This window comes from Haemophilus sp. Marseille-P9675 (genome assembly GCF_916862695.1).
Lineage (GTDB): Bacteria > Pseudomonadota > Gammaproteobacteria > Enterobacterales > Pasteurellaceae > Haemophilus > Haemophilus haemolyticus_K.
The window spans coordinates 57,750-70,564 of sequence record NZ_CAKASP010000003.1 but is presented as its reverse complement, the minus strand read 5'-3'; the positions used below and the strand labels follow the sequence as shown (position 1 = coordinate 70,564).

Annotated in this window: 11 protein-coding genes, 1 pseudogene and 1 riboswitch; of the genes and pseudogenes, 7 read left to right on the top strand and 5 right to left on the bottom strand. The window is 38.0% G+C overall.

What is annotated here, in order from left to right; genetic code table 11:
- Window positions 1-28 precede the first annotated feature (28 nt).
- The 3 genes from ureG (at window position 29) to aspA (ending at window position 3,104) form a co-directional block, all read left to right on the top strand.
- A complete protein-coding gene (gene ureG / locus LIX50_RS06200; protein ID WP_048952962.1) occupies window positions 29-664 on the top strand; it encodes an urease accessory protein UreG in 636 nt (211 codons plus the stop codon).
- A gap of 53 nt (window positions 665-717) precedes the next feature.
- Window positions 718-1,530: an urease accessory protein UreD gene (locus tag LIX50_RS06195; protein WP_048952961.1), complete on the top strand. Its 813-nt coding sequence runs from the start codon at window positions 718-720 to the stop codon at window positions 1,528-1,530.
- Between the two features lie 155 nt (window positions 1,531-1,685).
- Window positions 1,686-3,104, top strand: a complete 1,419-nt coding sequence (gene aspA, locus LIX50_RS06190; RefSeq protein WP_048952960.1) for an aspartate ammonia-lyase — start codon at window positions 1,686-1,688, stop codon at window positions 3,102-3,104.
- A 100-nt stretch (window positions 3,105-3,204) separates the two neighbouring features.
- On the opposite strand, the gene pssA is transcribed toward aspA, so the two are convergent.
- Window positions 3,205-4,572, bottom strand: coding sequence for a CDP-diacylglycerol--serine O-phosphatidyltransferase (pssA, locus tag LIX50_RS06185; protein ID WP_048952959.1), 1,368 nt, complete (start codon window positions 4,570-4,572; stop codon window positions 3,205-3,207).
- Window positions 4,573-4,718: 146 nt separating this feature from the next.
- Between pssA and LIX50_RS06180 the strand changes: the two genes are divergently transcribed.
- Window positions 4,719-5,774 (top strand): tRNA/rRNA methyltransferase, encoded by a 1,056-nt coding sequence (locus LIX50_RS06180; RefSeq protein WP_048952958.1) that lies wholly within the window; start codon window positions 4,719-4,721, stop codon window positions 5,772-5,774.
- 31 nt (window positions 5,775-5,805) lie between these two features.
- On the opposite strand, the gene LIX50_RS06175 is transcribed toward LIX50_RS06180, so the two are convergent.
- Window positions 5,806-6,504, bottom strand: a complete 699-nt coding sequence (locus tag LIX50_RS06175; RefSeq protein ID WP_048952957.1) for a tRNA1(Val) (adenine(37)-N6)-methyltransferase — start codon at window positions 6,502-6,504, stop codon at window positions 5,806-5,808.
- A gap of 198 nt (window positions 6,505-6,702) precedes the next feature.
- Between LIX50_RS06175 and srmB the strand changes: the two genes are divergently transcribed.
- Window positions 6,703-8,028, top strand: a complete 1,326-nt coding sequence (srmB, locus tag LIX50_RS06170) for an ATP-dependent RNA helicase SrmB (protein ID WP_048952956.1) — start codon at window positions 6,703-6,705, stop codon at window positions 8,026-8,028.
- A gap of 62 nt (window positions 8,029-8,090) precedes the next feature.
- Here srmB and tehA read toward each other — a convergent pair whose 3' ends face one another.
- The 3 genes from tehA to ribB form a co-directional block, all read right to left on the bottom strand.
- Window positions 8,091-9,035 carry a dicarboxylate transporter/tellurite-resistance protein TehA gene (gene tehA, locus LIX50_RS06165; protein ID WP_048952955.1) on the bottom strand — a complete coding sequence of 315 codons (945 nt, stop codon included), beginning with the start codon at window positions 9,033-9,035 and terminating at the stop codon, window positions 8,091-8,093.
- Window positions 9,036-9,138: 103 nt separating this feature from the next.
- Complete coding sequence (locus LIX50_RS06160; protein WP_226385913.1) at window positions 9,139-10,005, bottom strand: glycosyltransferase family 25 protein; 867 nt, start codon at window positions 10,003-10,005, stop codon at window positions 9,139-9,141.
- A gap of 1 nt (window position 10,006) precedes the next feature.
- A complete protein-coding gene (gene ribB, locus LIX50_RS06155; protein ID WP_048952953.1) occupies window positions 10,007-10,654 on the bottom strand; it encodes a 3,4-dihydroxy-2-butanone-4-phosphate synthase in 648 nt (215 codons plus the stop codon).
- Window positions 10,655-10,742: 88 nt separating this feature from the next.
- Window positions 10,743-10,920, bottom strand: a riboswitch (FMN riboswitch).
- Here ribB and nadR point away from each other — a divergent pair.
- Together nadR and LIX50_RS06145 are read left to right on the top strand one after the other, a co-directional pair.
- Window positions 10,897-12,138: pseudogene (nadR, locus tag LIX50_RS06150) on the top strand (multifunctional transcriptional regulator/nicotinamide-nucleotide adenylyltransferase/ribosylnicotinamide kinase NadR); the annotation flags it as partial. Its footprint overlaps the riboswitch before it by 24 nt.
- Entirely contained in the window at window positions 12,135-12,815 is a 681-nt protein-coding gene (locus LIX50_RS06145; protein ID WP_005636223.1) for a metallophosphoesterase family protein, read from the top strand. The pseudogene nadR and the gene LIX50_RS06145, both read left to right, overlap by 4 nt.

The following is a 12,815-nucleotide window of genomic DNA, read 5'->3' as shown; positions in this document are numbered from 1 at the left end:
AAGACATATTAATCAAATCAGGAACATTATGCGTAACTACATTAAAATTGGCGTGGCAGGCCCTGTTGGCGCGGGCAAAACGGCCTTAATTGAAAAACTCACTCGTGAAATGGCGAGTAAATATAGCGTGGCAGTAATTACTAACGATATTTACACCCAAGAAGATGCGGAATTTTTAACGAAAAATAGTTTACTTCCGCCAGAGCGAATTATGGGGGTAGAAACAGGCGGTTGCCCACATACGGCAATTCGTGAAGATGCCTCAATGAATTTAGAAGCGGTCGATGAAATGGTGGCACGTTTCCCTGATGTAGAAATTGTTTTTATCGAATCAGGCGGTGATAACTTATCGGCAACTTTTAGCCCTGATTTAGCAGACGTGACAATTTTCGTGATTGACGTCGCACAAGGCGAGAAAATCCCACGCAAAGGTGGGCCAGGTATCACTCGTTCAGATTTGTTAGTGATTAACAAAACAGACCTTGCACCATTTGTTGGCGCGGATTTAAGTATTATGGAACGAGATGCGCGTCGTATGCGTAATGGTCAGCCGTTTATTTTCACTAATTTGATGAAAAAAGAAAATCTCGATGGCGTGATTGGTTGGATTGAAAAATATGCGTTGTTGAAGAATATAGAAGAACCTGAGGCATTAGTGAGATAAAGAATCATCCCCACTCCTTTAAAGAGGGGAGTTTTTTACAAATTAAAAAGATTATGAATAGTACCCTCAAACTTTCAACCAAACTTTCCTCAAACGGCAAAACTCAACTTAATGAATACTTTGTGACGCCACCTTTTAAAGTAATGACATTGCCTGCTTACGCTGATTCTTGGGAAAATGGACTTAGCGCAATGCAAATGTCATCTTCGCCAGGGTTATTGGCAGGGGATCGAGTTGATATTCAAATAACGCTCGAAAAATCTACCGCACTTTCTTTAAATACGCAGGCATTTACTCGAGTTCAGGCAATGAATGAGGGAGATTTTGCCGAGCAAAATACATTGATTCAACTTGCTGAGAAAAGTCGTTTATTTTATTTACCTCATCCATTAGTTTTGCATAAGAATTCAGCCCTTAAGCAAAAAACGTTAATCAATATGCAATCTGAGAGTACGCTAATTTATGGTGAAATTGTGGCTATTGGGCGAGTGGCTAATGATGAGCGTTTTGAATTTCGCCAATTTTCTTCTCATTTAAAAGTTCAGCTTGTACAAGAAAATGGGAAAGTTAAACCGCTGATGTTAGATTGTATTCAGTGGTTGCCAGCTAAAATGAATTTAACTGCGTTAAGCCAAATGGAAGGTTTTTCACATCAGGGATCATTGGTTTACATTAACTTACAAAAAACATCTGCAGAAATTAAGCAGATAGCACAACAGCTTCAACAGCAAGAAACAGATAAATCCTTACTTCTTGGTATATCTCAGTTGAATGAAGGTGGATTGATTGTGCGAGTGTTAGGGCATAGAGCAGAGCAAATTCAGAAACTGTTTGAGAAAATTGGTGAGCAGTTAAAAGCTGCGTAAGATTGATAGAAAACTTATTTTCCCCTAAAAAAACTAATCCGAAAAATGAAAATATGTCTTGAGAGCATTTTTTGAAAATGTGATCTTGGTCAAGTTTTTTCTCCTTAAAATTTTTATAATGGCGTCAAATTAACTAACCAGAAAAGGTGATTCAAATGACTCAATTTAGAAAAGAAGTAGATTTACTCGGCGAACGTGATGTACCAGCAGATGCGTACTGGGGTATTCATACATTAAGAGCGGTAGAAAATTTCAATATTTCTAACGTAACCATTTCTGACGTGCCTGAGTTTGTACGTGGCATGGTGATGGTGAAAAAAGCAACGGCTTTAGCTAATGGTGAATTAGGTGCAATTCCAAGTGATATTGCAAAAGCGATTGTAGCAGCTTGTGATGACATCCTTACCACGGGAAAATGCTTAGATCAATTCCCATCAGACGTATATCAAGGTGGTGCTGGTACTTCTGTCAATATGAATACCAATGAAGTGGTTGCTAATCTTGCGCTTGAAAAAATTGGTCATAAAAAAGGCGAATATAACGTGATTAACCCGATGGACCACGTTAATGCAAGCCAATCAACCAATGATGCGTATCCTACTGGTTTCCGTATTGCAGTGTATAACAGTATCTTAAAATTGATCGATAAAATTCAATATTTACACGACGGTTTTGATAATAAAGCAAAAGAATTTGCGAACATCTTAAAAATGGGTCGTACTCAATTACAAGATGCTGTGCCAATGACTGTAGGCCAAGAATTCAAAGCTTTCGCCGTATTACTTGAAGAAGAAGTGCGTAACTTAAAACGTACAGCAGATTTACTCCTTGAAGTAAACCTTGGTGCGACTGCAATCGGTACTGGTTTAAATACTCCGCAAGGCTATACAGAACTAGTTGTAAAACATCTTGCTGAGGTAACCGGATTAGCTTGCGTACCGGCAGAAAACTTAATCGAAGCAACATCTGACTGTGGTGCTTATGTCATGGTTCACGGAGCATTAAAACGTACAGCAGTGAAACTTTCTAAAGTATGTAATGACTTACGTTTACTTTCTTCTGGTCCACGTGCTGGTATTAAAGAAATTAACTTACCTGAATTACAAGCTGGCTCTTCTATCATGCCTGCAAAAGTAAACCCAGTTGTTCCTGAAGTAGTGAACCAAGTATGCTTTAAAGTAATTGGTAACGATACCACTGTGACCTTCGCATCTGAAGCCGGTCAATTACAATTAAACGTAATGGAACCCGTGATTGGTCAAGCAATGTTCGAATCTATCGACATCTTAACGAATGCTTGTGTGAACTTACGTGATAAATGCGTGGATGGCATCACTGTAAACAAAGAAATTTGTGAAAACTACGTGTTTAATTCAATCGGTATCGTGACTTACTTGAATCCATTTATCGGTCACCACAACGGCGACTTAGTGGGTAAAATCTGTGCGCAAACAGGTAAAGGCGTACGTGAAGTTGTGTTAGAAAAAGGTTTATTAACAGAAGAACAATTAGATGACATTCTTTCTGTAGAAAACTTAATGAATCCAACTTATAAAGCGAAATTAAATAAATAATCTTGATCTAAATCATCGGGCATTTAAGTCATTAAAGCTCGGTGATTAAGCAAATATGATAAAGGGAACTTAACGTTCCCTTATTTTTTACAAAAAGAACCTAAAGAATCATTTTCACCAATTTATCCGCTTTAATTCGTGCAAATTTTTTCAAAAGTTTTTGCACTGGTTCTGGGTATTGATTCAATTCTTCTAATTCAGTGTAATGTTTTAATACTCTTGTATGTTGACGAATTTGGTTTTGCTCTTTTTCCACTTGGGCTAAAAGTTGTTGTTGAGGATCGTAAATTAATAAGCCATTTTCAGCATCCAAACGCCATGCTCGAGGGTTAAGATTATTGCCCGTAAGTAAAATATAACGGTCATCTACCCACACACCTTTTAAGTGGTAACTATTATCTCCATCACGCCATAAACGCACCACAAGCTGGCCATTTTCAATTTGAGTCTCAAATTTTTCACAGAAACGGCGAAGATTACTTTCATAAAGATAAGGTAACGCCCCTGCCATTTTGAATGGTTGTTCTGGTGGAATATAAAAATCGTTTGCGACTTTATCGCCAACAATAATTTCTACTCGTTTACCGTTTTCCAATAACGTTGCTATTTTATGTTGCAATGTGCGTGGGAAATTAAAGTATGGCGTACAAATCACCAATTTTTCTTGTACTTGCAAGAATAAATCTTCAATCACTTGATTTAATTCATTGCCTGATGCCCCTAAGCCAAACAGTGGTGATACGCTTAAAACATCAGGTAATTTCACCGCACTTTTTAATGAATATTCACCATTTTGCGCAAGGTCTTTACGATAAGCGCGAATATTGCCACGGATCTCTTTGGTGAGAGGGCGGTTGGTGATATCAAGTGGATAAACTGCACTGAAATCTAACAAGTAATCATTGATGAAATTCACCATCGAATCAGCTAATTCGGCATGAGTGATTTTTTGATAGCGGTCGTAACGATATTTTTCAAATTGATGAAGATAGACATTATTAATGCTTGCACCGCTATAAAGCACCGTATCATCAAATACAAAGCCTTTAACGTGCAATACACCAAAAACTTCTCGCGTGTTAATTGGCACACCAAAGAACATATTCGGATCATCAGGTAACTGATAAGTTTGGCGTTGCTCGCAATACCAATCTGCATTGGTGGCCGATTTTTCCGCGCCTAATAAATTGCGTTGTGCGCGATGCCAATCTATGAGAATTTTTACATCCAAGTGTGGATTTTCTTGCTTCACGCGATAAATTTCATCGAGGATTTCCTGCCCCGCTTCATCTTTTTGCCAATAAAGTGCGGTGACATAAATACGTTTTTTTGCGTTTCTGATTAATTCAATAATTTGAGTTTTAAATTCAGCCGGGCTACCCAAAAATTCAATTTGCTCAGCTTGCAAAGCAAGGAATGGCAAATTATTTAAATTTTGTTCAGCTCGTTTGGTTTTATTGATTAACATAATCCATCTCGTGATTAAAGACTAGTGCGTTAGTTTACAATATTTCACGCGCTTATTAATAGAAAAAAGGCTTTTTTTCGTTATAATGCTCACAAATTTTAGCATTTTTTGGCTAAAAAATATTCATTTTTATTCAGGGAAACCCTATGAACGATAAAAGCAAACCGTCTTTTCAAGCCGCCGGCAGATCCTTTCAAGAACGCTCAGTAGGTGAAAAATACAGAGAAAAACCAACTCAAAATCGACCGCACTCTAATGATAAATTTAATGGAAAGAGAAACGAAAAATCTCGTTTTTCTCGTGATAAACAAGAAGTGAAAGAAACTAAAATTACGCAACTCTCTTTATCTCGTGCGCCATCAAATAAAAATGCAGAACAACCTAAGGTTCAAGTGACGATAAAAAGTACGGGTACGGTTTATAAAACAAAAGAAAAGAAAACTGGCGCGCTTTCTCCTCGTGCACCTGAAAAAATTAAGAAAAACCGTGCGGAAGAAATGAAAGTTTATGGTGAAAATGCCTGTTTAGCTTTATTTGCCGAGCGTCCTGAAAGTATTGTGCGCTTATGGGCAACCGTACAAATGTCACACAAAATTGGCGAGGCATTGAGTTATTTAGCCGAAAACAAGAAGGCTTATCATGTTGTAGATAGCGAAGAATTAGCTCGAGTGAGTGGAACAGAACATCATGGTGGCATTTGCTTATTGGTGAAGAAACCGCGTGCTTTCACGTTGCAAGGGTATTTAGATATTCCTCGTGAAGAGGATTGTTTAGTGCTATTAGACAACGTGAATAATGCACAAAATATTGGTGGGGTATTACGTACTTGTGCTTATTTTGGCGTGAAAAATATTGTCGCTGATAATGTGGAAAATCTGTATTCGGCAGCCTCAATGCGCGTAGCAGAAGGTGGTGCGGAATATATTCGTGTGTTAGAAACGGATTATATTGATTCTGCTGTGATGCAATTGCGTAAATCAGGCTATCAAATTATACACGTGTCGCATAATAAGCAAGGTGAGCCGTTGGATAAAGTGCGGTTAAAAAATAAAGTGGTTTTTGTGCTAAGTGAAAGTTCTACGGAAGGTTTAGCAACTTCAGAAGACACACGAGTACGTTTAACGCTTGCAAGTCCAATTAAATCAGGCTTAAACATTGCAGTGAATGCTGGGGTGTTGTTGGCGAAGTGGTATTTTAGATAGTGTATGATTAAAGGGGAAAATGATTTCCCCTTTAAAATTTCAAATAAAAGTCTTTAGTCAATTCAATAAACGCTTCAGTGTATTGATTATCCTCATCATAAATTACCAATTGATCTTGTATTGAAACTTGGGGTTGTTTAGAAAACGTGAGTAGCATTCTTTGGGGCGTTTTTCCCACTTTAGTAATGACATTCGTCTGTTTTATGCAAAAAAGTGCGGTGGATTTTATGAGTATTTTGCCTGCATCATAAGGCAAAACAAAACTTATTCTCCCATTTTCCGATAAGCGCATTGCAGCCCATTCTAACCAATTTAAGTGGCTTTGCTTGGTATAACGAGCTAATTCTCTTTCCTCGTTTTTGCAGGCAATACCTTGTTCAAAATAAGGTGGATTTGCCACAATTAAATCAAAGGTTTGTTCAGTGGTTTGTAAAAAATGCTGTATATCCGTTTGAATAAGTTGAATGCGATTTTTCCATACTGAATCATTGATGTTTTCTTGCGCTTGTTTTGCTGCAATGGGATCCAACTCAACCGCTTTAATTTGGCAGCTTTCTTCTGTTCGTTGTGCTAACATTAAAGCCAACAATCCTGTGCCACTGCCCATATCTAAAATATTTTTACAATGTTTTACATCAGCCCAAGCACCTAACAAAATGCCATCAGTGCCGACTTTCATCGCACAAGAATCTTGCTTGATATGGAATTGTTTAAAGGTAAATCCGCTCATAAATTTTTCGTAAATTGACCGCACTTGGGGCTGTTGATAACTCATTTCCCGTTTGAGCTGGAGACTATTTTTGGTGAGAACAAGGCGAAAGCGGCAAAGTTTAGCATTTTAAACGATAACTCAAGCGTGAAATGAGTTATCAACAGCCCCTAATTTCAGGTATAATCCGCGCCAATTTTAACAAAGAACCGCACAATAATGAATTTATCCCAATTTGAACAATTTGATCTTTCTCCCGAACTTTTAAAGGCGCTTGAGAAAAAAGGTTATTCCCGCCCAACAGCAATTCAAATGGAAGCCATTCCTGCAGCAATGGAAGAGCGTGATGTATTAGGCTCTGCACCAACGGGAACAGGGAAAACGGCTGCTTTTTTATTACCTGCGCTACAACATTTATTGGATTATCCGCGTCGTAAGCCAGGCCCACCGCGTATTTTGGTATTAACACCAACCCGTGAACTGGCAATGCAAGTGGCAGAGCAAGCGGAAGAATTAGCGCAGTTCACTCATTTAAATATTGCGACAATTACAGGCGGTGTGGCATATCAAAATCATGGCGATGTGTTTAATACCAATCAAGATTTGGTGGTGGCTACGCCTGGTCGTTTATTGCAATACATTAAGGAAGAAAATTTTGATTGCCGTTCAGTTGAAATGCTGATTTTTGACGAAGCCGATAGAATGTTACAAATGGGATTTGGACAAGATGCGGAAAAAATTGCGGCTGAAACCCGTTGGCGGAAACAAACCTTGTTATTTTCTGCAACGTTAGAAGGTGAGCTATTGGTCGATTTCGCGGAGCGTTTGTTGAATGATCCTGTTAAAGTGGATGCTGAACCAAGCCGTCGAGAAAGAAAAAAAATCAACCAATGGTATTACCACGCAGACAGCAATGAACACAAAATCAAATTGCTTGCGCGTTTTATTGAAACTGAAGAAGTGACGCGTGGAATTGTGTTTGTTCGCCGTCGTGAAGATGCGCGTGAACTTTCTGAAACATTGCGTAAACGAGGCATTCGTTCCGCGTATTTAGAAGGCGAAATGGCACAAACTCAACGTAATAATGCAATTGATAAGTTGAAATCAGGTATTGTGACGGTATTGGTTGCAACGGATGTGGCTGCGCGTGGTATTGATATTGACGATGTAAGCCATGTTATGAATTTTGATTTGCCCTATAGTGCGGATACTTATTTGCATCGAATTGGACGTACAGCGCGAGCAGGTAAAAAGGGCACGGCGGTCTCTTTTGTCGAAGCCCATGATTACAAGTTACTAGGTAAAATCAAACGTTATACTGAGGAAATTTTAAAGGCGCGCATTTTAGAAGGTTTAGAACCTCGCACTAAGCCACCAAAAGACGGTGAAGTGAAATCTGTAAGTAAAAAACAAAAGGCACGTATTAAAGAAAAACGTGAAGAAAAGAAAAAAACAGAGGCAAAGAAAAAAGTGAAATTACGTCATAAGGATACGAAAAATATCGGCAAACGACGTAAGCCGAGTAATTCTATATTTTATCAATGATGTTTTTATTAAAATGGCGTATGTTTATTCACATCACATACGCCTTATTTTTTAATTGTGTTTTATTTTAAGAAAAATTGTCCTTTGGCTAATTTGTAGATGGTCATTAATACGAGTAAGCCAATCATAAGGTTAGAGAATACAAAGGCAAAAATTGAGATACCTTGTAATACGTCGCCGTGAAAAAAGGCAATTGAGCTATTTGCCATAGACGCTAATCCGAATGAGAATCCCCATAATCCAATATTCAAGCCTTTTTCCATAATCCAAGGTAATAACCGTAATAAGAAAAAGAGTTGTAGAAAGCCATATCCCCAAAGAATTTTGACGAATGTATCAATTTCCCCTTTATTTAGAGATAAATATGCCGCAGCCCCTACAAACGCTGGAGCAAGAATGATTCCCATCGTAGCTCGAAATGGTGGTTCAAGTGATGAAATTCGTAGGTGTTGAAGCAATACGGGTTCAAAAATGATCCATGCTATTAGACCTGCACCAAAAAATAAATACCCTAAATCGTGATAGCCAAGTAAGGCAAGAGAGCTTGCACTCGTGAAGTTGGCTGCAACTGCAGGTAAATAAAAAGGCGGGCGAGTAGATTTTTGTTCAAATACACCACCTTGCCATAGTTCACTAATGCGTAAGGACGAGAAAAGTAATTGACCAATAGTACCAAGCCAAATCATTACTTCCGCAAGCCATGGAGTCCAGCGATAAGTAATATCGCCTATAAGCATTGTGGTGATAGGAATGAGTGCAATGAAAGAAAAACGTACTGGGCAATGATATTCTGAGCGAACCTCATCACTGTAATAACGAAGTTTATAGGCATACATTAGAATAAATAGAATCCAAATTGCACTTGCTATGATACCAATTACATCACTTATAGTGCGAGCTACAGGAAAGTGATTTTCTAAGTGCAACCAAGCTAGAGATAATGCTGCCAGTCCAAGAGGAATACCGAAATAACCCGTAGGAAGCGGGAATGTTTTTGTTGAATTCATAACATAGTCCTTGTATTAATAAATTTCCTATTATATTACTGCGTATCTTAAGTAATCACTTTGCTTAGAATCTCAAATTATTGTATTTTTGATTAAATAAGTATTATTTAAATGGTACTGGTTTACCGAATATTCGTCTTTTAATTCGCCCCAATTCATTGATCACTTTTTCTAATGGGGTTGTTTTGGTTTGATTAGCATGAACGGTTTCTCTACCATCTTGTAAGCTACTCTTAAATTTACTTTCACCATTTATAATTAAATCTTGGATACAGACAGCGGGATAGAGTTGCATAACTTTATATTCTCTTTGGTTTAAGAGTTTATCAAAAATAAGCGTGTCTATTGCTAGAACAAGTTGTCTATTTTGGATTTTATTCAATAAATATCGAGCACCTTTGGCTGTGATGGTATACCCTCCCATACCAGTATGTTTATACTTTAATTGAAATATATTTCGTTGACATTTTATTTTATACATACTGCCGAGCATAATTTTACCGTACAATGTTTCTAGTTTAAGAATATCGGTATCTTTGGGGATGTAATCGATTTCAAGTAATTCTTTTGCATTTTCCCCCAAATAAATATCATCTTCAAAAATATTAATATAATCTAAATTATTTTCTAAAACGAAATTCCATAAAACGATATGGCTTAGTGCACAGGCTATCTCACCGTCACACAAAGTTGCTTTTGATGAACGATCAAAGGTGATATTGAATTTTTTAGCTGTTTCTTCAATAAGTTCAGGCGTGATAGCATCAAAAAATTCGAAAGGAATATTCTGCTTACCGAATTCTTCGGTGATATGTTTTCGACGTTTTTGTTCAGTAGTTAAACTAATGACATAATTGTGCTGTGCTGTGCTGTGCTGTGCATAAAAGTTACCCAAATAAATAAAATGTGGAATGGTATAAGATAAAAAGTGTGGTGAAAAATCATAGAAATTTTCACCGCACTTCTTCATTTTAAATATTATGCGCTAAACGATATTCAACCAAATCTTCAATGGTAAGCACAGAATAACCAAATTTTTTCGCAAATTCTACAATCTCGGGAGCGCGAGCCATTGTGCCATCATCGTTAGTAATTTCACAAATCACACCTGCATGTTTAAATCCTGCCAGACGCGCTAAATCAACGGAAGCTTCAGTGTGTCCGCGGCGAGTAAGTACGCCACCATTTGCTGCACGAAGTGGAAAGACATGACCGGGACGATGTAAATCTGTTGGAACTGCATCATCAGCAATCGCCGTTTGAATCGTGGTTACTCGGTCTGCGGCAGATACGCCTGTAGACACACCTTTCGCGGCTTCAATCGTCACCGTAAAAGCTGTTTTGTTTACGCTATTATTGTGTTCTACCATTGGCGGTAAATCGAGTTGTTGGCAAAGTTCATCGGTAATGCACAAACAAACGATACCACTTCCATAACGAATTAATTTTGCCATTTGTTCTGGCGTGATTGTTTCTGCTGGGAAAATTAAATCGCCTTCATTTTCACGATCTTCATCATCTAAAACCAATACGCCATTTCCATTTTTGAAGGCATTAATTGCGTTAAGTACGCGTTCTTCAGCGGTATTGCCGAATGGAGATAAAATTGACTGATTCATAGTAATTTCCTAATTTGAGATTTCAATTAAATACCAGAATCAGGGCTGAGAAATGCAAATAAAATGAACGATTTGGGAACCCAATTCGTTTTATTCTCTTTCATCCAGACTTTACTGTCGGCTTTGGAATTTCACCAAATCTGCTGACTTTAAAAGTGAAAATCAGGACAATTTAGCAGGGAAAATTTGCCAAAAATTGACCGCACTTTTAAACGCTCGTGGGCTTTACCACCGGTAGGGAATTTCACCCTGCCCTGAGAATGCACGCTAAGTATAGCGCAAAATACTTAGGCACTAAATCAGAACGTGAAAAATATTTTCATTTAGCCTACAATAAACGCACTCAATTCTTACGCTATCAAGAGCGGATTATGTCAAAAGCAAAAGAGAAAAAAGTCGGTGTTATTTTTGGGAAATTTTATCCCGTACACACAGGCCATATAAATATGATTTATGAAGCGTTCAGTAAAGTAGATGAACTGCACGTTATCGTGTGTAGTGATACAGAGCGCGATTTGAAATTGTTTTACGATAGTAAAATGAAACGCATGCCAACTGTGCAAGATCGTTTGCGTTGGATGCAGCAAATTTTCAAATATCAAAAAAATCAGATTTTTATTCATCATTTGGTTGAAGACGGTATTCCGAGTTATCCAAATGGCTGGCAATCTTGGAGTGAAGCGGTTAAAACCCTATTTAATGAAAAACATTTTGAACCTTCAATCGTATTTAGTAGCGAACCTCAAGATAAAGCACCTTACGAAAAATACTTAGGTTTAGAAGTTTCGTTAGTCGATCCCGACCGCACTTTCTTTAATGTGTCCGCAACCAAAATTCGCACCACACCATTTCAATATTGGAAATTTATTCCGAAAGAAGTTCGACCTTTCTTTGCCAAAACTGTGGCGATTTTAGGTGGAGAAAGCAGTGGTAAAAGTGTGCTTGTGAATAAGTTAGCTGCCGTATTTAATACCACTTCTGCATGGGAATACGGACGTGAATTTGTATTTGAAAAGCTAGGTGGCAATGAGCAAGCGATGCAATATTCTGACTATCCGCAAATGGCACTTGGTCATCAACGATACATTGATTATGCTGTGCGCCATGCACATAAAATTGCATTTATAGATACGGATTTCATCACTACGCAAGCGTTCTGCATTCAATATGAAGGAAAAGCTCACCCATTTTTAGATTCGATGATTAAAGAATATCCTTTCGATGTCACTATTTTGCTGAAAAATAATACTGAATGGGTGGATGATGGCTTACGTAGCTTAGGCTCACAAAAGCAGCGCCAACAATTTCAACAACTGCTCAAAAAACTGTTAGATAAATATAAAGTTCCTTATATAGAGATTGAATCGCCAAGTTATCTTGATCGCTATAACCAAGTTAAAGCAGTCATTGAGAAAGTGTTAAATGAAGAAGAAATCAGTGAATTACAAAATAGTCCATTTGTTATAAAAGGAAAACATCAATGATCTTATTTGCCGGTGATCCACACGGAAGCTACGATCATATTTACCCTTTTGTGAGAGAGCAGGAAAATGTCGCACTCATAATTTTAGGCGATTTACAGCTCACTACAACAGATGAGTTGGATAAACTCGCACAACATTGTGATATTTGGTTTATTCATGGAAATCATGATAGCAAAACAATTAGTGCTTTTGATGCGATTTGGGGCTCTGAATGGCAATCACGGAATTTACACAATCGCGTAGTTGATATTCAAGGAACCCGCATTGCAGGATTAGGCGGTGTATTCCGCGGGCAAATTTGGATGCCGCCCAATCGCCCCATGTTTTTTGATCCTATTCATTATTGTCAATATAGCCCACAAGAGAAAATCTGGCGAGGCGGTGTGCCTTTGCGTCATCGCACGTCAATTTTTCCATCAGATATTGAAATCTTAGAAAACCAACAAGCGGATGTGTTGGTTTGTCACGAAGCCCCTAAACCACATCCGATGGGTTTCCAAGTAATCAATGATTTGGCCATGAAGATGGGAGTTAAGCAAGTATTCCACGGTCATCATCACGAAAACTTTACTTATCGAACAAAGTATCCCTACAAAATCACGAATGTAGGTTTCCGCAGTCTTGCTGATGCAGATGGAAATTATTTGCTACAAACTATCGACGATCGTGAAAAATAA

Bases quoted from the DNA above. Each gene is read 5' to 3' on its own strand.
- ureG (WP_048952962.1), top strand. From the start codon at position 29: ATGCGTAACTACATTAAAATTGGCGTGGCAGGCCCTGTTGGCGCGGGC.
- LIX50_RS06195 (WP_048952961.1), top strand. From the start codon at position 718: ATGAATAGTACCCTCAAACTTTCAACCAAACTTTCCTCAAACGGCAAA.
- aspA (WP_048952960.1), top strand. From the start codon at position 1,686: ATGACTCAATTTAGAAAAGAAGTAGATTTACTCGGCGAACGTGATGTA.
- pssA (WP_048952959.1), bottom strand. From the start codon at position 4,572: ATGTTAATCAATAAAACCAAACGAGCTGAACAAAATTTAAATAATTTG.
- LIX50_RS06180 (WP_048952958.1), top strand. From the start codon at position 4,719: ATGAACGATAAAAGCAAACCGTCTTTTCAAGCCGCCGGCAGATCCTTT.
- LIX50_RS06175 (WP_048952957.1), bottom strand. From the start codon at position 6,504: ATGAGCGGATTTACCTTTAAACAATTCCATATCAAGCAAGATTCTTGT.
- srmB (WP_048952956.1), top strand. From the start codon at position 6,703: ATGAATTTATCCCAATTTGAACAATTTGATCTTTCTCCCGAACTTTTA.
- tehA (WP_048952955.1), bottom strand. From the start codon at position 9,035: ATGAATTCAACAAAAACATTCCCGCTTCCTACGGGTTATTTCGGTATT.
- LIX50_RS06160 (WP_226385913.1), bottom strand. From the start codon at position 10,005: ATGAAGAAGTGCGGTGAAAATTTCTATGATTTTTCACCACACTTTTTA.
- ribB (WP_048952953.1), bottom strand. From the start codon at position 10,654: ATGAATCAGTCAATTTTATCTCCATTCGGCAATACCGCTGAAGAACGC.
- LIX50_RS06145 (WP_005636223.1), top strand. From the start codon at position 12,135: ATGATCTTATTTGCCGGTGATCCACACGGAAGCTACGATCATATTTAC.